A 24007-nucleotide genomic window follows, 5' to 3' on the forward strand; every position below is an offset into this window, starting at 1 on the left:
GAAAGGCGCCCTGATCCATCGAGGCCAGGTAGCTCAGTTGGTACGAGCGTCCGACTGAAAATCGGAAGGTCGGCGGTTCGACCCCGCCCCTGGCCACCGCTCACGAGTGGTACCAACGCCCCAGACGAGAATTCGTCCGGGGCGTTCTCGGCATTTCCGGAACGCCGCACGTGTCCTCGCCGTCGGCGGCGGCCCGCGTCGTGATACTTCGATCATGAGTGCCGCGGACAGCTCCGACCGGATGCCCACCCATCCCCCGCACGACGAGGGCATGGGCACCCGCCTCAACTGGCTGCGCGCGGCGGTGCTCGGCGCCAACGACGGGATCGTGTCCACGGCCGGCCTCGTGGTCGGCGTCGCCGGAGCCACCGACGAGCGCGCCCAGTTGCTCACCGCCGGGCTCGCCGGGCTGCTCGCGGGCTCGCTGTCGATGGCCGCGGGCGAGTACGTCTCGGTGAGCACCCAGCGCGACGCGGAGAAGGCCGCGCTCGTCCAGGAGCGCCGGGAGCTGACCGACGAGCCGGAGGCCGAACTCGACGAGCTGACCGAGCTGTACGAGAAGCAGGGCCTGACCCGATCGCTCGCGCGCGAGGTGGCCGAACAGCTCACCGCGCACGACGCCCTCGCCGCGCACGCCCAGGTCGAGCTCAAGATCGATCCGAACGAACTCACCAACCCGTGGCACGCGGCCGGCGCCAGCTTCCTCGCGTTCACCGCCGGCGCGCTGCTGCCGCTGCTGGCGATGGTCCTGCCGCCCGCCTCGATCCGCCTCCCCGTCACGGTCGTCGCGGTCCTGGTCGCGCTGGTCCTGTGCGGCTGGAGCAGCGCCCGGCTCGGCGGCGCCCCCGAATCGCGCGCGATCGTACGCACCACCGCGGGCGGCGCCCTGGCCATGGCGGTCACCTACGGCGTGGGCACCCTGCTCGGCGCGTCCGGTGTCTGATCGATCGACTCGCGGCGAGCGCGTCGGCGCGGGCCACCCGGCCGACGAGCGCTCTCGTGGGGCGGGCGCACCCAACACATCGGGCATCCCCGGCAACACTCGACAAAAGGACCCGCGACGGTTGGGTACTTCCCCTCATTCCCGCGCCCCGAGCCCCCGCGGACCCCCAGGGATCGATACGGTCCTCGGGTCGGTCCGCACCTCGACCGTCGTCGGAAGACCCATCGAGCGGAGGATCCGTGGTCACTTCCCCACGCGCCGGCCGGAACCGCACCATGAAGTCGACCGCGGTCGCGGCGACGCTGACGCTCACCCTCGCCGGCGCGCTCACCGCCTGCGGGAGCGGTGGCGGCAAGGGTTCGAGCAAGAGCGGCTACGCCGAGATCTGCGCGGACAAGTCGCGGAACGTGCGCGTCGACGACTTCCAGTGCCTGGGGCGCACCGACCCCAATCTGTCCTGGTACTACGTCGCCCAGAAGTGCGGCCAGACGCTCAGCCCCGCCAGGGGTATGACACTCGCCGCCGGGCAGGGATCCTTCGATCGCCCGCGCAAGGGCAAAGTGGAACGTGGCGGCTTCGGCTCGTGCCCGTCGAAGAGTTCTAGCTGACGCGGTGTCACATCCGGGGAGGGCCTGAACCATGCGCCGTATACCCACCACGCCTCGACCGGGCTGGAAGCCGCTCGTCGAGTCGCAGGGGCTGCTGTACGCCACGTGGGAGGACGACGACGGCACCGAGGTGCCCTACTGGCACGAAGAGGCCTACTACGAGCTGACGTTGGGCGAGGTCGACCGGCTCGAGGACGTCACCGAGGAACTCCACGAGATGTCCGTCGCGGCGGCCCGGCACGTGATCGAGCGCGGCGATCTCACCGCGTTCGGCCTGCCGGACGAGGCCCGCGAGTACCTGCGGATCACGCTGGAGGAGGACCACCCGAGCGTCTACGGGCGGTTCGACCTCGCGTGGGGCGGCGACGGCCGGGCGGCCAAGCTGCTGGAGTACAACGCGGACACCCCCACCGCGCTGATCGAGGCGTCCCTGGTCCAGTGGTACTGGCTGCGGGACCGCTTCCCCGAGCGCGACCAGTGGAACAGCCTGCACGAGCGCCTGGTCCGCTCGTGGTCCCGGATCAAGCCGTACCTGCGCTCGGAGACCATGCACTTCGCGCACGTGGAGGGCACCGAGGACGAGGAGGAGTGGCTGCACACCTCCTACCTCCGCGACACCGCCACCGAGGCCGGACTGACCACGATCGGCCTGGAGGTCGCCGAGATCGGCTGGGACTCCGAGCGGCTGCGCTTCGTCGACCTGGAGGAGCGGGGCATCGACACGATGTTCATGCTCTATCCCTGGGAGGACATGCTCGCCGAGCCGTTCGGGAAGCACATCGTCGGCCACCCGAGGTCGTGCCTGTTCATCGAACCGGCCTGGAAGGCGCTGCTGTCCAACAAGGCGCTGCTCGCGGTGCTGTGGGAGCTCTACCCCGGCCATCCGAACCTGCTGCCGGCCTTCCTCGACTCGCCGCGCGGCATGGAGTCCTACGTCGCCAAGCCGCTGCACGGGCGCGAGGGCGACGCGATCCGGATCGTCACGCCCGCCGGCGAGCACGTGCAGCCCGCCGAGGCGTACGGCGACGAGGGCTGGTGCTATCAGGAGTACGTGCCGCTGCCCGACTTCGACGGCAACAAGCCCGTGCTCGGCGCGTGGGTGGTCGACGGGAAGTCCGCGGGGGTGGGCATCCGCGAGTCGAGCGGCCCGGTCACCGACGGGTACGCGCGCTTCCTGCCGCACGTGATCGACGGCCCGGCGCCCGACGAGGACACCCGGCTCTCCTGGCTCGACGAGGACTGACCGGGACCGATCGGGCCCGGTGCTCGCACACGGTCACGAAAGCGCGATTTCTCGCGACCTTTCGATCGTCGGACGAAGCCGCTGATCATTACTGAGCGTGATTGTTTGGCGTTTCGGGCGGGGTCCGACCGATCCGGGCCGATGTGCCGCCCGCGGCGCCGGTGAAGCGCGTCCGAGGAGCATCTCCGACCCCGGCAGCGGTCCGGGCGGCGGGGCCCGCGCCGATGCGGGGCCGAGCCGAACACCCGAGCCCACACGGCCCGCTCCGGGCCGAACTCACGCCCGCCCGCGCGCACTCCGCACAGCCGCCTCGGGAGGCGCGCGCCCGGCGCCCGCCCGGCGCCTCCGACGCGGCGCCGCGGCCGGCCCCGTAGGCCGCCCGGCGGGACGGAACGAAGGACCCACGCGCCGTCGGCGAAGATCGACTCTCGTGCGCTCGACGACCTTCCATGTGACCAAGGTCACTGTTTTGACTGGAAATGGTTTTCATCGAAGGCCGGAAATCGACCGCGCATTCTATGTGATATTTTACTGCCGGACAGCGTGGATCATGGTCGAAAACCCTCGAACGGCCGCCACGCGCACCCCGGCCGGCCCGCGCTCGACCTCGTTCGAAGCCCCTCTCGCCGCCTCGGGAAACGACACCGGACCGCGTTCGGGCACGCAAAAAAGAGTGCTGCACCGGACCCGGCGGGATCCGGTGCAACACTCAGGGGAAAAGCTTTCGACGCAGCCCTCAGGCTTCGCTGCGCTGCTGCGGAATGCCCGCGAGCAGGGCGCGGACCTCCACCTCGCGGTAGCGACGGTGTCCGCCGAGCGTGCGGATCGACGTGAGCTTGCCGGCCTTGGCCCAGCGCGTCACCGTCTTGGGGTCGACGCGGAACATGCTGGCAACCTCGGCCGGCGTCAGCAGCGGCTCGGCATCAGGCGTACGAGCGGTCATGAGCGGCCTCCTCGGGAGAACCGAACCAACACGGTTCTTTCTTCAAATTCTGCACCTTGACCCACGATGTCCTAAATAGTTCATGAGGGCCAAGTCGGTTATAGGACGAACGGCTTGTCCTTCACAGTACAAGTACACCATCCGCCGCACCCGGTTGGTCAAACCGCCGGAATTGGCATCCCAGGGTTCAAGCCACGCGATCCCGAAGGACCAGGCATAGCGGACAGTCACGCGCCTGTGACGATGAGTCACTCAGGCCAAACCGGCCCCTCGCGTCCGCCCCGCCCCATCAGCAACGAAGTATCCACGACAACCGACCCGGCCAGACCGACTACATCTGGTTTGTCCTTTTCATCATATACGAACCATTCGCTGGCGTATGCACCTTGTTGTGAGTCGATCTCCAACAACCTGGAGGGCTGGGAGTCCCACAACTCGAACCAGCAGGTTGAGAGGCTTTCAGATCACGGGGCGACTGAACACGAAAGAGTGACGACGGTCACGCCGAAACTTCATGAAATGCGGACGCTTGCTCAGCTCGCGTGCTCCAGGGCACGTACCGATTGCCAACGCTCCGTAATCCTGCGGTAGGCGGCCGATGCTCGCGCTCCGTCACCGGACCCGAGTGCGGCGATGCCCTCCGCGACGTCCCCGACCGAGTTCTCGGCGGCCAGATCGTCGCCCGACAGCAGCCGCACGAGGCCGCCGTAGTCCAGCTCGACCATCGCGCGCGGGTGGAACTCCTCCAGCCACCGGCCGACGCTCTCCAGGCCGGTGATCAGGGCGCCGTCCTCGACGGAGTCGCGCAGCACCCGCAGCGCCCGGGCGACCCGGCGCCGGGCCTGGACCATGGGCGTGCGGTAGTACAGCTCGCCCGGGCCCGCGGCGGCGCCGTCCGCGGCCGGCACCAGGATCCGCTCGTCCGGCGTGAACAGCACGAACCAGCGCACCGGCACGTGCCAGGTGCTGCTGTGGATGTGCGGGTGCACGTCGGGGTGCTCGGACTTCCAGCGCTCGTGGTCGACCTGGGCCTGGTCGATGACCACCCGCGGCCAGAACACGTCCAGGACCGTCGCGGGGTACTCCCGCCGCAGCTCCGCGAGCGCCGTCCAGCAGCGCAGCCGGGTCTGGCGCGGACACACCACCGTGACGCCGTCGAGGACCTGCACGTAGGCATCCTCGCTCTCGTGCGGCGGCGCGACCACCGGAGGGGTCGCCAGGAGGTTCTCCAGGCCGCTCCGGTGCTCCTGCGCGGTGAGCTCCGCGGTGGAGTGTGCCTCGGGCGCCGCGGGGGTGTCTGTCGGCTGTGTGGCGGCGTAGGCCGCCCACCGCCCGCGTTCGGGCTCGGCAAACGCGGCCAGCGGCTCGTACACCCGCAGGTACGCCGCGTAGGGGGCAACCACCGAAGTCCGCACGTACCGAATCTTGGCACGTCGCGCGTGGTCGGACGTGGAGAAGGTCCAACCCGGTGATCCGTGCGGGTTCTAGGCTTGAACCGCCGCGCAGATCCGCGCGGCGGCAACATCACCACGATCCCATGGAGTCACCACAGTGACCGACAGGATGGACGGCCCCGACGGCACGACGTCGGGCCTGGTGTTCGGCAGGTCGACCGGCCACGAGCAGGTCGTCTTCTGCCAGGACCGTGCGAGCGGCCTGCGCGCGATCATCGCGATCTATTCCAGTGCCCTCGGCCCCGCCCTCGGCGGGACCAGGTTCCACCCCTACGAGACCGAGGAGGAGGCCGTCGACGACGTCCTCAACCTCTCGCGCGGCATGGCGTACAAGAACGCCCTCGCCGGGCTCGACCACGGCGGCGGCAAGGCTGTGATCATCGGCGACCCCACCCGCGACAAGACCGAGGTCCTGCTGCGCGCCTACGGCCGCTTCGTCCAGTCGCTGAACGGCCGCTACATCACGGCCTGCGACGTGGGCACCTACGTCGACGACATGGACACGGTCGCGAAGGAGTGCGCCTTCGTCACCGGTCGCTCGCCCGAGAACGGCGGGGCGGGCGACTCCTCCGTGCTGACCGCGTACGGGGTCTTCCAGGGCATGCTGGCGTCCGCCGAGCACCGCTGGGGCTCCCCCACGCTGCGCGGGCGCCGCGTGGGCGTCTCGGGCGTCGGGAAGGTCGGCCGGCACCTGGTCGGGCACCTGCTCGACGACGGCGCCTCGGTCGTGCTCACCGACGTGGACGAGCGCGCGGTGGCACGGGTGCGGCACGAGCACCCCGAGGTGGACTTCGTGGCCGACACCGACGCGCTGATCCGGCTCCCGGATCTGGACGTGTACGCGCCGTGCGCGCTCGGCGGCGCGCTCGACGACGTCACCGTCCCGGTACTGACCGCGTCGGTGGTGTGTGGCGCGGCCAACAACCAGCTCGCGCACCCGGGCATCGAGAAGGCGCTCGCGGAGCGCGGCGTGCTGTACGCGCCTGACTACGTGGTGAACTCGGGCGGGGTGATCCAGGTCGCCGACGAGCGGCGCGGATTCGACTTCGAGCGGGCCAAGCGCAAGGCCTCGGGCATCCGGGACACGACCGCGAGGATCTTCGCGCTGGCCGACGAGGAGGGCGTCCCACCGGCCGTGGCGGCCGATCGATTGGCTGAGCGACGCATGGCGGATGTGGGCCGCCTGCGTGACATCTACCTCCAAACCTGAGCGACACGGTATCGTCAGACCCGGCAAAGGACCCCAGATCAGGCCCCTGACCAGCCGGAACGGCAGAGCCCGGTCGGGGTCCGAGCCCCGCTGTCACCCATGCGACGTACCGTCCGGCGGCGGAAGCAGGTACCGTTAATCCCCTACGGGCCGGTTCTCAAGCGTCATCGAACCGTCCCTGACTATGAACGCGTGTCAAGACCCGGGGCCGTGAGCCCCGTCGTTGAGGGGGTCGAGCCATGGGGCGCGGCCGGGCCAAGGCCAAGCAGACAAAGGTCGCCCGCCAGCTGAAGTACAACAGCGGCGGTACGGATCTGAGCCGTCTGGCTGAAGAGCTGGGCGCGTCGTCGCCAACCGACTTGCCGATTGGCAAGCCCGAGGTTGACGACGACACGAGTGAAGACGAGTTCGACGACCCCTACGCGGGGTATTCGGCTCGCTACAACGATGACGAAGATGAGGAAGACGACGGCCGATCGCGCCATCGTTGACCCCGCACTCTTCGGACTCAAGCACGGAAAAAACGCCCTCTTCAGCCGGGGCGCCCGTGCGGTGACGCCGTCCGGTCCGGGACCGAGTAGGACGACTACTCGACCCCGGACCGTTTGGCGTGTTCGCGAACGCACCCACGAGGGTGCCGCCGCCCCGACCCGGGACGACGGCCACCGCCGAGGGTGCCTTTCTCATGCCTTGGCGCCGCTGTTCATCGTGTGAACCCCGCCACTCATGCCCGGTGGTCGCCGGCGAGTACGGCCCGGCCGGAGCCGGTGACGATGTCGCCGAGGATCCAGGACGGCACGCCGCGCTCGGCGAGCACCGCGAGCGCCGCGTCGGCCGCGTCCGCGGCGACGACCGCGACCATGCCCACGCCCATGTTCAGCGTCTTCTCCAGTTCGGCGCGGGCCACGTCGCCGAGCGAGCCGACCAGACCGAAGACCGGCGCCGGGGTCCAGGTGGAGCGGTCCAGGCGGGCGTCCAGGTGGGCCGGGAGCACACGCGCCAGGTTGGCCTCCAGGCCGCCGCCGGTGACGTGCGAGAACGCGTGCACGTCGGTGCGTCGGGCCAGGTCGAGGCAGTCGAGGGAGTAGATCCGGGTCGGCTCCAGGAGCTCCTCGCCGAGGGTGCGGCCGAGTTCCGGCACATCGCGGTCGAGCTGCCAGCCGGCGATCGTGAAGAACACGTGCCGGGCCAGCGAGTAGCCGTTCGAGTGCAGGCCCGAGGCGGCCATCGCGATCACGACGTCGCCCTCGCGCACGCGCTCGGCGCCGAGCAGGCCGTCGGCCTCCACGACCCCGGTGCCGGCGCCCGCGACGTCGTACTCGTTCGGGTCGAGCAGGCCGGGGTGCTCGGCCGTCTCGCCGCCGACGAGCGCGCAGCCGGCCAGCACGCAGCCCTCGGCGATGCCCTTGACGATCGCCGCGATCCGCTCGGGGACGACCTTGCCGGTCGCGATGTAGTCGGTCATGAACAGCGGCTCGGCCCCGCACACCACGAGGTCGTCGACGACCATGCCGACCAGGTCGTGGCCGATCGTGTCGTGCTTGTCCATGGCCTGGGCGATGGCGACCTTGGTGCCCACGCCGTCGGTCGCGGTGGCGAGCAGCGGGCGCTCGTACCGCTTGAACGCGGAGACGTCGAACAGGCCCGCGAAGCCGCCCAGGCCGCCGACGACCTCGGGCCGGGTGGCCTTGCCGACCCATTGCTTCATCAGCTCGACGGCGCGGTCACCGGCCTCGATGTCGACGCCGGCCGCGGCATATGTCGCGGTACGGGGAGTGGGGGTGGACTGGTCGCTCACGGCGGCGGCCCTTTCGGGTCGGGTCGGTGGATCTCCTCGGCGCGCCCCGTCGGGTCCACCCGGGTGGGTGGACCCGACGAAACGGTCCGAAGAAGAGAACTCGGCGGGACTCGGGTGGTCAGGGACGACGGAGCGCGTCCTCCGCGCCGCCACCGCCGAGGAGGGCCTGAACGCCGTCCACATCGGTGCGGACGGACTGCTCGATGCCTTCGAGCAGGTGCTTGCCCAGCCGCTCCGGGTCGGGCAGCTCGATCGGGTATTCCCCGTCGAAGCAGGCCCGGCACAGGCGGTCCTTGGGGATGGTGGTCGCCTCGACCATCGCGTCCAGCGAGATGTACGCGAGCGAGTCGGCGCCGAGCGACTTGGCGATCTCGTCGACCGAGAGGCCGTTGGCGATCAGTTCGGCACGGGTCGCGAAGTCGATGCCGAAGAAGCACGGCCACTTCACCGGCGGCGAGGAGATCCGCACGTGCACCTCGGCCGCACCGGCCTCGCGCAGCATGCGCACCAGCGCCCGCTGCGTGTTGCCGCGCACGATCGAGTCGTCGACGACGACCAGTCGCTTGCCCTGGATGACCTCGCGCAGCGGGTTGAGCTTGAGGCGGATGCCCAGCTGGCGGATGGTCTGGCTGGGCTGGATGAAGGTCCGACCCACATAGGAGTTCTTGACCAGGCCGTTTCCGTACGGAATGCCGGACTGCTCGGCGTAGCCGATCGCCGCGGGGGTACCGGACTCCGGCGTCGGCATCACCAGGTCGGCCTCGACCGGGTACTCCTGGGCCAACCGGCGGCCCATCTCGACCCGCGACGCGTAGACGCCGCGACCGGCGATCGTGGTGTCGGGGCGGGCCAGGTAGACGTACTCGAAGACGCAGCCCTTGGGCTTTGCCTCGGCGAAGCGTCGGGTGCGCAGGCCGTGCTCGTCGACCGCGATCAGCTCGCCCGGCTCGATCTCGCGAATGAACGACGCACCGACGATGTCGAGTGCGGCGGTCTCGCTCGCGACCACCCAGCCGCGCTCCAGGCGCCCGAGCACGAGGGGCCGGATGCCCTGGGGATCGCGCGCGGCGTAGAGCGTGGTCTCGTCCATGAAGACGAGCGAGAAGGCGCCCTTGACCTTGGGCAGGATCTGCATCGCGGTCTGTTCGAGGGACAGGTCCGGGCTGCCGGCCAGGAGCGAGGTCAGCAGATCGGTGTCGCTGCTGGATTCGATCCGGCCCTGGTAGGGGTAGTTGATCTCGCCGCGATCGGGGCCTTGCTCGGCGACCATACGGGACAGTTCACCGGTGTTGGTGAGGTTGCCGTTGTGGCCGAGGGCGATGCTGCCCGTCGCGGTGGCCCGGAAGGTCGGCTGGGCGTTCTCCCAGACCGACGAACCGGTGGTCGAGTAGCGGGCATGGCCGACGGCCATGTGTCCGCGAAGCGAGCCCAGAGTGGTCTCGTCGAAGACCTGGGAGACCAGGCCCATGTCCTTGAAGACCAGGATCTGGGATCCGTTGCTCACAGCTATACCGGCGGATTCCGTCCCGCGGTGCTGCAATGCGTAGAGACCGAAATAGGTGAGTTTTGCGACCTCTTCGCCGGGGGCCCAAACGCCGAAGACGCCGCAGGCGTCCTGCGGGCCTTTCTCGCCGGGGAAGAGATCGTGGTTGAGTCGTCCGTCGCCACGTGGCACGTGATCGAGTCTACGACAGGGCCGGATGGGTCGCGGTTCACCCCATGAGTGGCAGGTTTGCGGACAAGTCGCTGCGTTCGCCACTGGCCAGGACTTGTCCGTTGTCGACCGCGTCTGCCCAGGTCAGGCGGCCGGTCGCGAGGCGGATCCAGGTCTTGGGGTCGGTCTCGACCACATTGGGCGGGACGCCTCTGGTGTGCCGGGGGCCTGTGACGCACTGCACGACGGAGAACGGCGGGACCCGCACCTCGACCGCGTGGCCGGGGGCGCGGGCCGCGAGCGCGTCGGTCAGCGCGCGGACCACGGTGCCCAGGGCCACCCGGTCGTGCGGGAAGGGTTCGCCGGTCGCGCGTTCGAGGTCGTCGGAGTGCACGACGCCCTCGACGAGGCGGGTCACGAGCATGTCGGCGACCCGCATGGGGCCGATCCGGGTCGCGGTGACCCGGGTGTCCTCGACGGCTTCGAGGGCGGCGATCGCGGCGTCGACGTAGTCGGCGGGGGTGCGGCCGGCCTCGGCCATCTCGTCGGCGGCGTCCGAGATCGCGGCGGCGTGCGCCGAGGTGCCGTTCGCCCAGCGCTCGACCGTGATCGGGGGGTCGGTCGGGATCGGCAGGCCGAGCCAGCGCGGCACCGCCTCGACACTCGCGGCCATGTGGCCGACGAGATTGGCGGTGGACCAGCCGGTCAGGCCGGACGGGGCGGCGAGTTGTGCGGGGGTCAGCCGCGCGGTCACCTCGACCATCGCGCGCCATTCGGCGATCAGGGCGGCGCGCACCTTGACCGGATCGACCTTGCGGGGGCGGGGGGCGGCGGGCTTGCTCGTCATGGGATGCAGATTAGGGGCGGCTCGGGGCACGGAGAAGCCGATTCGTTTCTGCACGGATCGGGTCCGCGGGCCGGTGCCGGGCGCCCGTTTGTTGTGACGCTGAGGCCATGAGTGCTTACGGGGACCCCGAGCGGGTCGAGGCGGTGGCGGCGGAGTTGGCGGTGGCGGCCGAGCGGGTTCGGCCCGGGTCGGTCGGGGCCGATTGGCGCGGGGGCGCGGCGGAGGGCTTCGCGGCCCGGGCCCAGGCGTGGCGGCGGGAGTGCGCGGTGGCCGAGCAGGCGGTGGACGCGGTGGTGGAGGCGCTTCGGGCGCACGCGGTGGCGATACGGGCCGCGCTCGCCCGGATCGCGGCGAACGAGCGGGCCGCGCGGGCGGCGGGTGGGCCCGACCCGGATGGGCGATTTCCGGCCGGCGGGAGTGCGGCCTGGCTGGACGAGCGGTGGGCGACGCGATGACCGGCGGGTTCGTGGTGGCGCCGGCCGAGCTGGCCGGGTTGGCGATCCGGCTGCGGGCGGGCGCCCGCGAGGTGTGGCTGGTGCGCGAGCGGGTCGCGGCCGTGGACGTGGCGGCGAGTCGGCCGTTGTCGCCGCAGACGTTCGAGGTGGTGCGCACGCGGCTGCGCGAGGCGATGGAGGCGCTGGACCGGGCCGAGCGGAGCGCGGTCGACCTGGCCGATCGGTTGGCCGAGAACGCCCGGTCCTACGAGGCGGTCGACGCGGCCGCCGCGACCCGGCTGCTCGACGTCGCGCCGCCGGTCGCGGATCGCCCGCCGGCCGTCGTGGCCGCCCGGGGCGCCGAGCCGGCGTTCACGCTGCCGACCACCTACGTCGGCACCGTCACGGTCCGCCCCGTCGGCCGGGGCGCACGGATCGCCCCGGTCGCGCCCGTGATCCCGGTCACCCCGGTCCCCCGGGTCACCCGGGACGGGGACGGCATCGTCGCGCGCGCGAAACGCTGGGCCGATCTGCGGCTCGGCTACAGCATGAGCGGGCTCCACGAGGGCTACCGCACGGACTGCTCGGGCCTGGTCTCGATGGCGTGGGGGCTGCCGCCGCCGGGACTGACCACGGTGACCCTGCCGGAGGTGTCCCACCCGATCGCCAAGGACGACCTCCGCCCCGGCGACATCCTGCTGAACACCGCCCCGGGCGCGGCCGGCCACACGCTGATCTTCGCGGGCTGGGCGGACGAGTCGCATACGCGGTACTTCGCGTACGAGGAAAGCGGCTCCAAGGGCGCCCACCACGCCACGGTCCCTTACCCGTACTGGCCCGGTCACGGTACGTTCCGACCGTATCGGCTCGATGGCTAGGGCGTGTCGAGCGGGACGCAGACGTGCCCGTGCGGCGTGCGCGAGGCACGCCGCACGGGCACGGTGTGTCGCCGGTCAGCCGAACAGGCCCTTGAGGGTCTCCTCGGAGGCCGCGCGCAGTTCGGACAGGTTCACCGCGAAGTGGCCCTGGAGGTCCAGGGTGTCGCCGTCGACCACGCCGATCCGGGCGCACGGCAGGCCGCGCACCTTGCACATGTCGCTGAACCGCAGCTCCTCGCTGCGCGGCACCGCCACGATCGCGCGGCCGGCCGACTCGCTGAACAGCGCGACGGTCGGGTCGAGGTCCTCCGACAGCACGACGCGCGCGCCGTTGCCGCCGGCCAGGCACGCCTCGACCAGGGCCTGCGCGAGGCCGCCGTCGGCGAGGTCGTGGGCGGCGTCGATCATGCCGTCCCGCGAGCCCGCGATCAGGATCTCGGCGAGCAGGCGCTCGCGCTCCAGGTCGACCTTCGGCGGCAGGCCGCCGAGGTGGTCGTGGGCCACCTGCGCCCACGCCGAGCCGGACAGCTCCTCGTGCGTGTCGCCCAGGAGCAGGATGATCTGCCCCTCCTCGGCGAAGCCGATCGGCGTGCGCCGCTCGACGTCGTCGATCACGCCGAGCACACCGACGACGGGCGTCGGGTGGATCGCCGTCTCGCCGGTCTGGTTGTAGAACGACACGTTGCCGCCGGTGACCGGGGTACCCAGGATCAGGCACGCGTCGGCCAGCCCGCGCGTGGTCTCCGCGAACTGCCACATGACGGCCGGGTCCTCGGGCGAGCCGAAGTTCAGGCAATCGGTGACGGCGAGCGGCTTGGCGCCGGTGGTGGCCACGTTCCGGTACGCCTCGGCCAGCGCGAGCTGGGCACCCGCGTACGGGTCGAGCTTGCAGAAGCGGCCGTTGCCGTCCGTGGCGAGCGCCACGCCCAGGCCGGTCTCCTCGTCCACGCGGACCATGCCGGAGTCCTCCGGCTGGGCCAGCACGGTGTTGCCGAGCACGTACCGGTCGTACTGGTCGGTGACCCACGACTTGTCGGCGAGGTTCGGCGACGCGACCAGCTTGAGCAGGGTCGCCTTGAGCTCCTCGGCGGTGCCCGGACGGGGCAGCCGCTCGGCGGCGTCCGCCTGCAGCGCGTCCTGCCACGCGGGGCGCGCGAAAGGCCGCTCGTAGACCGGACCCTCGTGCGCGACCGTGCGCGGCGGCACGTCCACGATCTGCTCGCCGTGCCAGTAGATCTCCAGGCGGTCGCCGTCGGTGACCTCGCCGACGACGGTCGCGATGACGTCCCACTTGTCGCAGATCTCCATGAAGCGGGCCACGTGGGCCGGCTCCACGACCGCGCACATGCGCTCCTGCGACTCGCTCATGAGGATTTCCTCGGGCGAGAGCGTGTGGTCGCGCAGCGGAACGGTGTCCAGCTCGACCCGCATGCCGCCGGAACCGGCCGAGGCCAGCTCCGAGGTGGCGCAGGACAGGCCCGCGCCGCCGAGGTCCTGGATGCCCGCGACCAGGTGCTCGCGGAACAGCTCCAGGGTGCACTCGATCAGCAGCTTCTCCTGGAACGGGTCGCCCACCTGGACCGCCGGGCGCTTGGCCGGGCCGTCGGCGTCGAAGGTCTCCGAGGCGAGCACGGACACGCCGCCGATTCCGTCGCCGCCGGTACGGGCGCCGTACAGGATCACCAGGTTGCCGGCCCCGGACGCCTGCGCGAGGTGGATGTCCTCGTGCTTCATCACGCCCACGCACAGCGCGTTGACCAGCGGGTTCCCCTGATAGCAGGGGTCGAAGACGATCTCGCCGCCGATGTTCGGCAGGCCCAGGCAGTTGCCGTAGCCGCCGATGCCCGCGACCACGCCGGGCAGCACGCGCCGGGTGTCGGCGTGCTCGGCCGCGCCGAACCGCAGCGGGTCCATCACGGCGACCGGGCGCGCGCCCATCGCGAGGATGTCGCGCACGATGCCGCCGATGCCGGTCGCGGCGCCCTGGTAGGGCTCCACGTACGACGGGTGGTTGTGCGACTCGACCTTGAAGGTCACCGCGTAGCCCTGGCCGACGTCGACCACGCCCGCGTTCTCGCCGATGCCCACGAGCATCGCGTCGTTCTCGGGCATCTTGTCGCCGAACTGGCGCAGGTGCACCTTGCTCGACTTGTACGAGCAGTGCTCGGACCACATGACCGAGTACATCGCCAGCTCGGACGACGTGGGGCGGCGGCCGAGGATCTCGCGGATGCGCGCGTACTCGTCCGGCTTGAGGCCCAGCTCGGCGAAGGGCTGCTCGACCTCGGGGAAGTCGAGCGCGTTCTTGACGGTGTCGAGGCTCATCAGGCGTTCACCAGGCGCTTCAGGATCGACGTGAAGAAGGGGAGCCCCTCGGTCGTCGGACCGGTCAGCGGCTCGACCGCGTGCTCGGGGTGCGGCATCAGGCCGACGACGTTGCCGGCGGCGTTGCTGATGCCGGCGATGTCGCGGCGCGACCCGTTCGGGTTGACCTCCAGGTAGCGCGCGATCACGCGACCCTCGGCCTCCAGCATGTCCAGGGTGTGCTCGTCGGCGACGAAACCGCCCTCACCGTTCTTCAGCGGAACGGTGATCTCCTGCCCCTGCTCGAAGTCCGACGTCCACGGGGTGGACGTGTTCTCGATGCGCAGCTTTTGATCGCGGCAGATGAAGTGCAGGTGATCGTTGCGGGTGAGCGCACCCGGCAGCAGGTGCGATTCGCAAAGAATTTGGAAACCGTTGCAGATGCCCAATACCGGAAGACCGGCCTTGGCCTGCTCGATCACCGATTCCATGACCGGCGAGAAGCGCGAGATCGCGCCGCAACGCAGGTAGTCGCCGTACGAGAATCCGCCGGGCAGGACGACCGCGTCGACCTGCTGGAGGTTCTTGTCCTTGTGCCACAACGCGACCGGTTCGGCACCGGCGATACGTACCGCCCGCCGGGCGTCGTGGTCGTCGAGCGAGCCGGGAAAGGTGACGACGCCGACGCGGATCGTCACTTCTCCTCCTCCGTCTCGACGCGGACCACGAAGTCCTCGATCACGGTGTTGGCGAGGAACGACTCGGCGGCTTCGCGGATACGGGCGAGCGCGGCCTCGTCGACCGGTCCCTCCAGCTCCAGTTCGAAACGCTTGCCTTGGCGGACGTCGGTGATTCCGTCGAATCCGAGACGCGGCAGCGCACGCTGCACGGCCTGCCCCTGGGGATCGAGGATTTCCGGCTTGAGCATGACGTCGACGACGACGCGTGCCACAGGCACTCCCACTGTGATGGTTCGGGCCGGGCCGTATCCGGGATACGGGGGTTCGGACCCTGCTGCTGGATCGGGTCGGTCGACGCCGGCACCCGATGGATCGGCGGTATCAGGGTACCGGCCGCCTACCGGGCGCCCGCCCGGCGCCGAGTTATCCACAGCTTCGGGGTTGTCCACAGGCGTCTCCGCAAGGTCCTGATGTCAATATATCGCCCTCAAACGGGCATTGTGGCCGCGCGCACGCCCTCCGCCGGGCCGGCTCGACGTCACGTTGTCCACAGCCTGTGGATCGAGCGACGTCCGACATGCGGACACGCCCGTCGAGTCGGAGCGAGAGGAATATCTCCAGTATCGTGAAAACGAATCGACGACCGGTAAATTAGCGCTTACCGAACCGAAGAACAGCGGACGACACCGCGAGGGTTCGCGTTTAGCGCCTAGACTCGACAATGTAGTTTTGTTTTTCGCCTCGGTGCTATCACCCGAGAGGACACCGCCATGGCCCAGCGTGTAGTCGTCAGCCTGCACGACGACATCGACGGAAGCGAGGCCGCGGAAACCATCCGTTTCGGCCTCGACGGCAAGTCGTATGAAATCGACCTTTCGGAAGAGCACGTTCAGCAGATGCGGGATGCCCTGGCTCCTTATCTCGCGGTCGCGCGACGTACCGCGCGGACCGGAAAGCCGTTCCGCCAGACGACCGTCACCTCCGATCCCGCCGCGGTCCGGGCCTGGGCCCGAGCACGCGGCATGGACGTGCCCGCTCGCGGGCGCATCCCGGCGCGCGTATACGCGGAATTCGAGGCTGCCAACGCCGCCAACTGACGGCACCGACGGCTCCCGGCGCCGATTTCGGCCGGGGAGTGGCCCGACTCCGCGGCCCTCGCCCCGATGGGCGGGGGCCGCTCCGCAAGAACTTTCTCTGCCAAATCGGGACAACTGTAACGATCCGACTCCGGAGCGTACTTGACCCCTCCGGACGTCCTATAGAGTTCTCTTGCACCCGGGAAACCGGGGAACACCCGCAGGCGTAGCTCAGTGGTAGAGCGCCCCCTTTCCAAGGGGGAGACGCAGTGTTCGATCCCTGTCGCCTGCTCTGCTCGACTCATCCGAACCGAGGTCGGTGGAAACCACCTCCGGGCATCGGGTAGGGTTGGGAACACAACGCGGGGCCAACGCCCCGAGTCGTGCGGACGTGGCTCAGTTGGTAGAGCATCACCTTGCCAAGGTGAGGGTCGCGAGTTCGAATCTCGTCGTCCGCTCCATAAGAAGGCCGGATCACTCATGTGATCCGGCCTTCTTGCCATGCGTGGGCGCCTCGCGGGAGCACCGCGTCCCCGGGTGGTGGTGGGCCCGGCGGGACCACCACCACCCGGGGACTTTCGTCCGGGGCGGCTCGGGTCTCAGACCCAGCGCCGGCCGGTGAGCCGCTGGTAGGCCTCGGCGTATTTCTCGTGCGTGCGCTGGACCACCGCGTCGGGCAGCGCGGGCGGCGTGGTGTCCGACCTGGGGTCCCAGCCGGACTCGGACGACGCGAGCCAGTCGCGCACGTACTGCTTGTCGAAGGACGGCTGGGCGTGGCCCGGCTCCCATTCGTCGGCGGGCCAGAAGCGCGACGAGTCGGGCGTGAGCACCTCGTCGGCGAGCACGAGCCGGCGCTCGGCGTCGAAGCCGAATTCGAACTTGGTGTCGGCCAGGATGATCCCGCGCTCGCGGGCGATGTCGCGGGCCCGGCCGTACACGTCGAGCGTGGCCCGGCGCAGCGTCGCGGCCAGCTCCGCGCCGTGGTGCTCGGCGATGTACTCGTACGAGACGTTCTCGTCGTGGTCGCCGACCTCGGCCTTGGTGGCCGGCGTGAAGATCGGCGCGGGCAGCTCGGAGCCGTCGGTCAGGCCCTCGGGCAGCGCGACGCCGCACACGGTGCGCGACTGGCGGTACTCGACCAGCCCCGACCCGGCCAGGTAGCCGCGCGCGACGCACTCGACCGGCACCATGTCCAGGCGCCTGCACACGAGGACGCGCCCGGCCCAGTCGGCGGGGGCGCCGGCGGGCATCTCGGTGGAGATCACGTGGTTCGGGTACAGGTCGGCGAGCAGGTCGAACCACCACAGCGACAGGCTGGTGAGGATCCGGCCCTTCTCGGGAATCTCCGGGTCGAGCACCCAGTCGAAGGCGGACATCCGGTTGCTCGCGACCATGACGAGGTTGCCGTCGGCGTCCGTGTACAGGTCGCGGACCTTGCCGGTGTGGATGTGGGTCAGGCCGGGCACCTCGACGGGCTCGGGCTTGGTGACGAATCCGCTCACAGCGCTAACCAGCACTCTCTTGGGTCGTGAATCCCGCGGCTCGCGTCCGCGGCGGCCGGGAGGAGTCTTTCACGGTCCCCACATGTCCTCGGGGCCGGACGGGCCGGGGTCGGGTTTCGTTGCGCGTGACTGTGGCCGTGTTTGTCCTCAAGCGCCGGACGGGCTGGGGTTGGGTCGCCTTCACGGGGACGGGGGGGCCACCGGGCCCCGCGCGGCCCGCGGACAGGGTTGTCCTCAAACGCCGGACGGGCTGGGGTTGGGGCGCTTTCGGCGGGAGACGGGTGGCCGCCGGGGACGCTTCACCGCGCGAGCCCGCGGACGGGGCTTGTCCTCAAACGCCGGACGGGCTGGGGTTGGGTCGCCTTCACGGGGACGGGGGGCCACCGGGCCCCGCGCGGCCCGCGGACAGGCTTGTCCTCAAACGCCGGACGGGCTGGAGTTGGGGTGCCTTCGGGGGGGTCGGGGCGGTTGGGGTTTTCTAGGCTGCCGAGCCGCCCGGGTGGACCGGTTCTCGGGTTGGGATGCCGATGTGGGCGAGCCAGGTGCGCAAAGGGGTGTCGTTGCCCTCGTCTACGGCTCGGGTGATGAGCGTCGCGAGGTCGACCGCGTGGCCGCGGCCGTCGACCAGGACCGGGCCGTCGAGCCAGTCGACCGCCGGGTGCATCCGGCCGGTGTCCAGGGCCGCGCACGCGACCACCGCGAACAGGTGGTCGGCGGCCTCGCGGTGATCGTCGTCGGGGTCGCGACGCAGCACCGCGAGCGCGTCGTCGACGGGGGCCGCGAACGCCGCGGCCCGGGCCCGCCACACCGGCTCGATGACCGCCTCCGGGTAGTCGGTCCACGCGACCGGATCCGGCGTCGGCCCATCCGCGAAGATGCCCGCCGCCAACCGGGAGATCTCGCCGTCCATCGCGACCGCGTCGGCCAGCAGATCGCTCGCGGCCCGCTCGGCGAGCCGGGCGCCGAACGCGTCGGCGAGCTTGTCCCGCCGGGACAGCTCGGTGAGCGCGGACACCACGCCCGTCATGAGCGCGTCGGGTCGCCGCCCGATCGTCCACGCGGGCGCCGCGAGGCGGGTGAGCAGCCGGTCCCAGCCCGCGTAGGCGAGGCCGACCTGTTCGTGCGCGATCGCCCGCAGCTCGGGCTCCAGCGGGATGGCCAGCGCGGCGGCGCCGACGGCGATCTCGCGTTCCATCAGTTCGGCGTGCCCCTGGCACAGGCCGAGCAGCTGGCGCGCGAACGCACGGGAGACCCGACGGGCCGGCCGCAGCGGCACCGGCCCCAGGGAGCGCCGTACGTCCGCCACCGCGTCCAGGCGCCGCACCCAGCGCCGCGCGCCCGCGACGGCCGGTTCGGCGGACGCCTCGGTGCCGGCCACGACCGGGGCAAGGAGGGCGCGCAGCTCGCCGACCCGCAGCCACCACAAAAACGGCGCGCCGATCACGAGCACCGTGCTCCGGGCCCGCCGGGCGCCGGGTTCCAACCAGCTGTCGCATTCGGGGCACAACCGGATGCCGTCGGGCACCGGCACGTCGAGTTCCTCGGCCAGCCCGCGCACCATCTCGTGCAGCTCGCGCGCGTCCGCGGGGCTCAGCGTGATCGCCGGGATGCCGGGCCTGCGCACCAGCGCGAGATCGAGGGCGACCCAGGCCAGGACGACCACGATCGTCGCCGCGAGGCCCGCGAGCAGCGTTCCCGGGACGCTCTCGCCGAGGGTCCGCGACGCCCCGTACAGCAGCAGGCCGGCGGCCGTGAGCGCACCGAGCACCGCGCCGTTGCGCACCCACAGCACCGCGCGCGCCCGCGCGCGCGCTTCGGCCAGCGCCAGTGGTTCGGCCGACTCGCCCACGTGCATCGCCCCCATCCGATCCTGGATCCGGGGATCACTCGTCCGGGTCGTCGGTCACGACCCGCGGTGCTCGCACGATAATGCGACGAGTTCGGGTGTTCAGCCGCTTCGGGCCGAACACCATCCCTGCGAGTGAGATCCGGGGCCGGACGGCTGCGTGTGTTTGAGCCGGCCGACGATGCGACCGAACGGCCGAGTTCAGCCGTTCGCGACCGTGATCTCGCCCTTGATCGCCTTCGCCGCGATGTCGGTGCGGTGGTGCGAACCCGGCAGGCCGATCAGCGCGACGCCCTCGTAGGCACGCTCGCGCGCCTGCTCCAGGGAGTCGCCCGTGGCGGTCACCGAGAGCACTCTGCCGCCGGAGGACAACACGCTGTCGTCCTCGCCGCGCCGGGTGCCACCGTGCAGGACGTACGTACCGGGCACCTTCGCGGCCTCGGCGAGGCCCGCGATCGGGTCGCCGGTGCGCGGGGTCGACGGGTAGTTCTCGGCGGCCACGACCACCGTCACGGCCGCGCCCTCGTGCCACCGCAGCGGTTCCAGCTCGCCCAGTCGCCCGGTCGCGGACGCGTGCAGCACGCCGGCCAGCGGCGTGGCCAGGCTCGCGAGCACGACCTGCGTCTCGGGGTCGCCGAAGCGGCAGTTGAACTCGATCACGCGCGGCCCGCGCGAGGTCAGCGCGAGGCCGATGAACAGCACGCCCGAGAACGGGGTGCCGCGGCGGCGCATCTCGTCCACGGTCGGCTGGGCGACGGTGCGCACGAGGTCTTCGGTCAGGCCCTCGGGTGCCCACGGGAGCGGGGTGTACGCGCCCATGCCGCCGGTGTTGGGGCCGGCGTCGTCGTCGCCGACCCGCTTGAAGTCCTGCGCGGGCTGCAGGGCCACCACGTCGTTGCCGTCGCACAGCACGAACAGCGAGACCTCGGGGCCGTCCAGGAACTCCTCGATGACCACCCGGTCGCACGACGCGGCGTGCTCGCGGGCCGCCTCGAGGTCGTCGGTGACCACGACGCCCTTGCCCGCGGCCAGGCCGTCGTCCTTGACCACGTAGGGCGGGCCGAACGCGTCGAGCGCGCTGTCGGCCTGCTCCGGGGTCGTACACAGGTACGAACGCGCGGTGGGCACTCCCGCGGCGGCCATGACCTCCTTGGCGAACGCCTTGGAGCCTTCCAGGCGCGCCGCGGTGCCGGAGGGGCCGAAGCAGTCGATGCCCCGGGCGCGCACCGCGTCCGCGACCCCGGCGACCAGTGGTGCCTCCGGGCCGACGACGACGAGGTCGGCGTCGAGCTGTTGCGCGAGGTCGGCGACGGCCCCGGCGTTGAGGGCGTCGACCGGACGCAGTTCGGCCACCTGTGCGATGCCGGCGTTGCCGGGCGCGCAGTAGACGGCCGAGACCGCGGAGTCGAGGGAGAGCGAGCGGCACAGCGCGTGCTCACGGGCACCGCTGCCAATCACGAGGACCTTCACACGGGCAGCCTAGTGGTGTGCCCGACGAGGACCGAACTCAGGCGAACACGACCATCGCGCCCAACGCGACGCTTTCCTGCGCGGCGGCGTACAGCGTCGCCCATACGAACCGCTCGCGCGCGAACGGCGCGGCGTCGTAGGTCGGCGTCGGACGGGGCGGATCGAGCAGGTCCACGCCGATGTACGGGGCGAGGTCCTCCAGCTCGCGCAGCATGCCCAGGCTGGAGCCGAGCGGCCCGCCGTCCTCGGGCAGCGGCTCGTCCATCAGCGGCTGCGGGAAGTCGACCGGCAGGTACGCGCCGGCGTGGTCGTAGTGCCACACCAGGTGCGAGTGCTGCGCGGCCGCCTCGAACGTCTCCAGGAGCTTGTCGTAGTCCTCGCCGAGCCGCTCCACCGGCGTGACCGGGAATCCCGTGCGGTGCAGCAGGTAGGCGCGCCGCAGGTAGTGCAGCGACTCGTGGTCGAACGCCCCGGCCAGCCGCACCTCGGCCGTCCCGGACCGCCACTCGCGCACCGGCACGGCGGGCAGTCCGTGGCCGGTGAGCGTGGCGTCGTAGGCCGCCAGCTCGTCGCGGAACGGATTCTCCGGGTTGTGACACAGCGCGTCCACGAGCGGAACGAGCCAGACGTCGCAATCCACGGTGCAGCTCCCGATTTCGTCGATGGCACGGCAGGGTACGGGCGCCACCGTACCGCCCGCGACCGCGGTGATCGTCAGCCCGCGTCCGTGAGTTCGCGCGCGATCCGGCGCCCGGACGAGGTGTAGTCGCGCATCAGCTCCATCGCGCCCTCGGCGTCGCGCAGCGCCACCCGGTCGGCGAGTTCGCGATAGCGCCCCCAGCCGGACGAGGTCTCGGCCGCGTCGCGCAGGTAGGGAACGATGTACATCCAGCCCTGGACCCGCATCACCGCGAGCACGTCGGACAGTCGTCGATTGCCGCTCCAGCGGCCGAGTTCGCCGAAGAACCGGCGATCCAGCAGCGCGACGTCGGACACGTCCCCGTTCCAGCGCGCGCCGTCGAGGCGGTCGCCGAGCAGACGCAGGGTCGGCATCGCCTCGTCCGGCGCGGTGCGCGCGACCCGGCCGATCAGCGGGACGCCGAGCAGCCGCCGGGACTCGACGATCTCGGAGAAGTCGGTCCAGGTGAAGCTGCACACCTGGAAGCCGCGATGGTGGCCGCCGAGCAGCAGGCCGTGCGCGGCTAGTTGGATCAGCGCCTCGCGCACGGGCGTCGCCGACACCCCGAAGCGTTGCGCGGTCTCGTTGACGGTGAGCGAGGTGCCCGCCGGGAGCCGCCCGGTCACCAGGTCGTCGCTGAGCACGTCGGCGATCTCCTGCCGCAGGCTGATCCGCCGCAACGGGGCGTGCTCACCGGTGGGTCCGGCCGCACCGAAGAGCAACTCGCCGTCTAAAACACTGCCTTGTGCCGACTGCACGCGGTCTCTCTTCGCCGGCCGTCGGCACCGTCGCGCCGACGGGCACCCCGTCCGATCAAGTCGATCGAGTCGATCATATGAACGGATATCCGATTTGGGGAGCAACGTGCCCATCCGATTCAGCCCCGCGACGTCGGGAGTCTGCCGACGGATCGACAAAAGCCGTGCCGCGAACGCGAAAAAAGCCGTACCCGCACCAATGAAGGTGCGGGTACGGCTTCTTGACGGCAGGTCAGCCGGCGGTCACGCGCAGAACGCGTCCGCGACGGTCAGCGCCTCGTCCAGGATGGCCAGGCCCTCCTTGACCTCCGCCTCGGTGCTCGTGCACGGCGGGACCACGTGCGTGCGGTTCATGTTGACGAACGGCCACAGGCCCCTCGCCTTGCACGCGGCGGTGAACTCGTTCATCGGCTGCGCGGCCGGACCGGCGGCGTTGTACGCCACCAGCGGCTCGCGGGTCTCCTTGTTCTTCACCAGCTCGATCGCCCAGAAGACGCCGAGGCCGCGGACCTCGCCGATCGACGCGTGCCGCTCGGCCATCGCGCGCAGCTCGGGGCCGATCACCGTCTCGCCGAGCATCTTCGCGTTCTCCACGATGCCCTCGTCGCGCATCGCGGTGATCGTCGCGACGGCGGCGGCGCACGCGAGCGGGTGACCCGAGTAGGTCAGGCCGCCCGGGAAGGGACGCTCGCGGAAGGTCTCGAAGATCCGGTCGGAGATGATCACGCCGCCGAGCGGGACGTAACCGGAGTTGACGCCCTTCGCGAAGGTGATCAGGTCCGGCGTGATGTCCCAGTTGTCCACCGCGAACCACGCGCCGGTGCGGCCGAAGCCGGCCATCACCTCGTCGGCGATGAAGATGATCCCGTACTTGTCGCACAGCGCCCGGACTCCGGCGAGGTAGCCGGCCGGCGGCACCAGGATGCCGGCGGTGCCGACCACGGTCTCGAGCACGATCGCGGCGACGGTCTGGGCGCCCTCGAACACGATCGTGTTCTCCAAGTGCTGGAGCGCGCGCTCGCACTCCTGTGCCTCGCCGTCGGCGTGGAACGCGGAGCGGTAGGCGTACGGGCCCCAGAAGTGCACGATGCCGGACACGCCGGTCTCGTTCGGCCAGCGACGCGGGTCGCCGGTCAGCGCGATCGCGTTGGCGGTGGCGCCGTGGTACGAGCGGTAGGTCGAGAGCACCTTCTGCCGGCCGGTGTGCAGCCGGGCCATCCGGATCGCGTTCTCGTTGGCCTCGGCGCCGCCGTTGGTGAAGAAGACCCGGTTGAGGTCGCCGGGCGCCAGCTCGGTGATCAGCCGCGCCGCCTCGCTGCGGGCGTCGTTGGCGAAGGCCGGCTGGATCATGCACAGCTTGTCGGCCTGCTCCTTGATCGCCGCGACGACCTTGGGGTGCTGGTGCCCGATGTTGGTGTTGACCAGTTGGGACGCGAAGTCCAGGTACCTGTTGCCTTCGTAGTCCCAGAAGTAGGAACCTTCGGCGCCCGCGACCGCCAGCGGGCTGATGAGCCCCTGTGCGGACCAGGAGTGGAAGACATGGGCGCGGTCGGCGTCGTATACGGCCTTCCCGGCCGCCGGGTCCAGAGTGCTCATGCGGCCACCCTAAGGCCGGGCAAACGCCGCCCCACCCGTCAGGTTGTCAACGATCACGGGGCCCGTCCGACAGATTGTCGGCCG

At 70.9% G+C, this 24007-nt stretch carries 22 protein-coding genes and 3 tRNA genes; 11 read left to right on the forward strand and 14 right to left on the reverse strand.

Translation table 11 applies throughout. From position 1 onward, the window contains the following. Positions 1-22 precede the first annotated feature (22 nt). The 4 genes from OG928_RS16010 (at position 23) to OG928_RS16025 (ending at position 2794) form a co-directional block, all read left to right on the forward strand. Positions 23-96: transfer RNA gene (locus tag OG928_RS16010), tRNA-Phe, on the forward strand. A gap of 118 nt (positions 97-214) precedes the next feature. Further along, the gene (locus OG928_RS16015; protein ID WP_406284213.1) at positions 215-943 is read left to right on the forward strand and encodes a VIT family protein; all 729 of its coding nucleotides are present in this window, start codon (positions 215-217) and stop codon (positions 941-943) included. A gap of 275 nt (positions 944-1218) precedes the next feature. Continuing rightward, on the forward strand, positions 1219-1551 hold the full coding sequence (locus OG928_RS16020; protein WP_406284215.1) for a hypothetical protein: 333 nt from the start codon (positions 1219-1221) through the stop codon (positions 1549-1551). A gap of 31 nt (positions 1552-1582) precedes the next feature. Next, positions 1583-2794, forward strand: a complete 1212-nt coding sequence (locus OG928_RS16025; protein WP_406284217.1) for a glutathionylspermidine synthase family protein — start codon at positions 1583-1585, stop codon at positions 2792-2794. A gap of 736 nt (positions 2795-3530) precedes the next feature. Here OG928_RS16025 and bldC read toward each other — a convergent pair. Together bldC and OG928_RS16035 are read right to left on the reverse strand one after the other, a co-directional pair. Beyond that, the gene (gene bldC / locus OG928_RS16030; RefSeq protein WP_020555617.1) at positions 3531-3737 is read right to left on the reverse strand and encodes a developmental transcriptional regulator BldC; all 207 of its coding nucleotides are present in this window, start codon (positions 3735-3737) and stop codon (positions 3531-3533) included. 533 nt (positions 3738-4270) lie between these two features. Continuing rightward, positions 4271-5152: a hypothetical protein gene (locus OG928_RS16035; protein WP_406284219.1), complete on the reverse strand. Its 882-nt coding sequence runs from the start codon at positions 5150-5152 to the stop codon at positions 4271-4273. A gap of 148 nt (positions 5153-5300) precedes the next feature. Here OG928_RS16035 and OG928_RS16040 point away from each other — a divergent pair, with 148 nt between their 5' ends. Together OG928_RS16040 and OG928_RS16045 are read left to right on the forward strand one after the other, a co-directional pair. Further along, positions 5301-6401 carry a Leu/Phe/Val dehydrogenase gene (locus OG928_RS16040; protein ID WP_406291011.1) on the forward strand — a complete coding sequence of 367 codons (1101 nt, stop codon included), beginning with the start codon at positions 5301-5303 and terminating at the stop codon, positions 6399-6401. Between the two features lie 239 nt (positions 6402-6640). Then, positions 6641-6892 (forward strand): DUF3073 domain-containing protein, encoded by a 252-nt coding sequence (locus OG928_RS16045; RefSeq protein WP_020555620.1) that lies wholly within the window; start codon positions 6641-6643, stop codon positions 6890-6892. A gap of 233 nt (positions 6893-7125) precedes the next feature. Here OG928_RS16045 and purM read toward each other — a convergent pair whose 3' ends face one another. From purM to OG928_RS16060, 3 genes are all read right to left on the reverse strand, one after another. Beyond that, positions 7126-8199 (reverse strand): phosphoribosylformylglycinamidine cyclo-ligase, encoded by a 1074-nt coding sequence (gene purM, locus OG928_RS16050; protein ID WP_406284221.1) that lies wholly within the window; start codon positions 8197-8199, stop codon positions 7126-7128. Between the two features lie 118 nt (positions 8200-8317). Beyond that, on the reverse strand, positions 8318-9874 hold the full coding sequence (gene purF, locus OG928_RS16055; protein WP_406284223.1) for an amidophosphoribosyltransferase: 1557 nt from the start codon (positions 9872-9874) through the stop codon (positions 8318-8320). 37 nt (positions 9875-9911) lie between these two features. After that, the gene (locus OG928_RS16060; protein ID WP_406284225.1) at positions 9912-10700 is read right to left on the reverse strand and encodes a sterol carrier family protein; all 789 of its coding nucleotides are present in this window, start codon (positions 10698-10700) and stop codon (positions 9912-9914) included. Between the two features lie 107 nt (positions 10701-10807). Between OG928_RS16060 and OG928_RS16065 the strand changes: the two genes are divergently transcribed. Both OG928_RS16065 and OG928_RS16070 read left to right on the forward strand, forming a co-directional pair. Next, positions 10808-11155 (forward strand): hypothetical protein, encoded by a 348-nt coding sequence (locus OG928_RS16065; protein WP_406284227.1) that lies wholly within the window; start codon positions 10808-10810, stop codon positions 11153-11155. Beyond that, positions 11140-12012 (forward strand): hypothetical protein, encoded by an 873-nt coding sequence (locus tag OG928_RS16070; RefSeq protein ID WP_406284229.1) that lies wholly within the window; start codon positions 11140-11142, stop codon positions 12010-12012. Before OG928_RS16065 ends, OG928_RS16070 begins: the two co-directional genes overlap by 16 nt. Positions 12013-12087: 75 nt before the next feature. Here OG928_RS16070 and purL read toward each other — a convergent pair whose 3' ends face one another. Genes purL through purS form a run of 3 tightly spaced genes read right to left on the reverse strand, consistent with a single transcriptional unit; the run spans position 12088 to position 15268 of the window. Beyond that, the gene (gene purL, locus OG928_RS16075; RefSeq protein ID WP_406284231.1) at positions 12088-14337 is read right to left on the reverse strand and encodes a phosphoribosylformylglycinamidine synthase subunit PurL; all 2250 of its coding nucleotides are present in this window, start codon (positions 14335-14337) and stop codon (positions 12088-12090) included. Beyond that, entirely contained in the window at positions 14337-15014 is a 678-nt protein-coding gene (gene purQ / locus OG928_RS16080) for a phosphoribosylformylglycinamidine synthase subunit PurQ (RefSeq protein ID WP_406284233.1), read from the reverse strand. Before purQ ends, purL begins: the two co-directional genes overlap by 1 nt. Continuing rightward, positions 15011-15268, reverse strand: coding sequence for a phosphoribosylformylglycinamidine synthase subunit PurS (gene purS, locus OG928_RS16085; protein ID WP_020555628.1), 258 nt, complete (start codon positions 15266-15268; stop codon positions 15011-15013). The genes purQ and purS overlap by 4 nt, the downstream gene beginning before the upstream one ends. 498 nt (positions 15269-15766) lie before the next feature. Here purS and OG928_RS16090 point away from each other — a divergent pair, with 498 nt between their 5' ends. From OG928_RS16090 to OG928_RS16100, 3 genes are all read left to right on the forward strand, one after another. Then, on the forward strand, positions 15767-16093 hold the full coding sequence (locus OG928_RS16090) for an Lsr2 family protein (RefSeq protein ID WP_406284235.1): 327 nt from the start codon (positions 15767-15769) through the stop codon (positions 16091-16093). 199 nt (positions 16094-16292) lie between these two features. Then, positions 16293-16364: transfer RNA gene (locus tag OG928_RS16095), tRNA-Gly, on the forward strand. A 93-nt stretch (positions 16365-16457) separates the two neighbouring features. Then, positions 16458-16533, forward strand: a tRNA-Gly gene (locus OG928_RS16100). Positions 16534-16671: 138 nt separating this feature from the next. On the opposite strand, the gene OG928_RS16105 is transcribed toward OG928_RS16100, so the two are convergent. The 6 genes from OG928_RS16105 to OG928_RS16130 all read right to left on the reverse strand — a co-directional run bounded on the left by OG928_RS16105 (position 16672) and on the right by OG928_RS16130 (position 23923). Further along, the gene (locus OG928_RS16105; protein WP_406284237.1) at positions 16672-17574 is read right to left on the reverse strand and encodes a phosphoribosylaminoimidazolesuccinocarboxamide synthase; all 903 of its coding nucleotides are present in this window, start codon (positions 17572-17574) and stop codon (positions 16672-16674) included. Between the two features lie 478 nt (positions 17575-18052). Continuing rightward, the gene (locus OG928_RS16110) at positions 18053-19438 is read right to left on the reverse strand and encodes a hypothetical protein (RefSeq protein WP_406284239.1); all 1386 of its coding nucleotides are present in this window, start codon (positions 19436-19438) and stop codon (positions 18053-18055) included. 183 nt (positions 19439-19621) lie between these two features. Further along, positions 19622-20890, reverse strand: coding sequence for a phosphoribosylamine--glycine ligase (purD, locus tag OG928_RS16115; protein WP_406284240.1), 1269 nt, complete (start codon positions 20888-20890; stop codon positions 19622-19624). Positions 20891-20927: 37 nt separating this feature from the next. Beyond that, a complete protein-coding gene (locus OG928_RS16120; protein ID WP_406284241.1) occupies positions 20928-21530 on the reverse strand; it encodes a hypothetical protein in 603 nt (200 codons plus the stop codon). 74 nt (positions 21531-21604) lie between these two features. After that, positions 21605-22327, reverse strand: a complete 723-nt coding sequence (locus OG928_RS16125) for a GntR family transcriptional regulator (RefSeq protein ID WP_406284243.1) — start codon at positions 22325-22327, stop codon at positions 21605-21607. Between the two features lie 243 nt (positions 22328-22570). Beyond that, positions 22571-23923 carry an aspartate aminotransferase family protein gene (locus tag OG928_RS16130; protein WP_406284245.1) on the reverse strand — a complete coding sequence of 451 codons (1353 nt, stop codon included), beginning with the start codon at positions 23921-23923 and terminating at the stop codon, positions 22571-22573. Positions 23924-24007: the final 84 nt, after the last annotated feature.

Source organism: Embleya sp. NBC_00896 (assembly GCF_045207785.1).
Taxonomy (GTDB): Bacteria; Actinomycetota; Actinomycetes; order Streptomycetales; family Streptomycetaceae; genus Embleya.

Coding starts and splice junctions, on each gene's coding strand:
- purL (WP_406284231.1), bottom strand. CDS start 14,337: ATGAGCCTCGACACCGTCAAGAACGCGCTCGACTTCCCCGAGGTCGAG.
- OG928_RS16045 (WP_020555620.1), top strand. CDS start 6,641: ATGGGGCGCGGCCGGGCCAAGGCCAAGCAGACAAAGGTCGCCCGCCAG.
- OG928_RS16025 (WP_406284217.1), top strand. CDS start 1,583: ATGCGCCGTATACCCACCACGCCTCGACCGGGCTGGAAGCCGCTCGTC.
- OG928_RS16090 (WP_406284235.1), top strand. CDS start 15,767: ATGGCCCAGCGTGTAGTCGTCAGCCTGCACGACGACATCGACGGAAGC.
- OG928_RS16110 (WP_406284239.1), bottom strand. CDS start 19,438: ATGGGGGCGATGCACGTGGGCGAGTCGGCCGAACCACTGGCGCTGGCC.
- OG928_RS16015 (WP_406284213.1), top strand. CDS start 215: ATGAGTGCCGCGGACAGCTCCGACCGGATGCCCACCCATCCCCCGCAC.
- bldC (WP_020555617.1), bottom strand. CDS start 3,737: ATGACCGCTCGTACGCCTGATGCCGAGCCGCTGCTGACGCCGGCCGAG.
- OG928_RS16065 (WP_406284227.1), top strand. CDS start 10,808: ATGAGTGCTTACGGGGACCCCGAGCGGGTCGAGGCGGTGGCGGCGGAG.
- OG928_RS16020 (WP_406284215.1), top strand. CDS start 1,219: ATGAAGTCGACCGCGGTCGCGGCGACGCTGACGCTCACCCTCGCCGGC.
- OG928_RS16040 (WP_406291011.1), top strand. CDS start 5,301: ATGGACGGCCCCGACGGCACGACGTCGGGCCTGGTGTTCGGCAGGTCG.
- OG928_RS16060 (WP_406284225.1), bottom strand. CDS start 10,700: ATGACGAGCAAGCCCGCCGCCCCCCGCCCCCGCAAGGTCGATCCGGTC.
- OG928_RS16130 (WP_406284245.1), bottom strand. CDS start 23,923: ATGAGCACTCTGGACCCGGCGGCCGGGAAGGCCGTATACGACGCCGAC.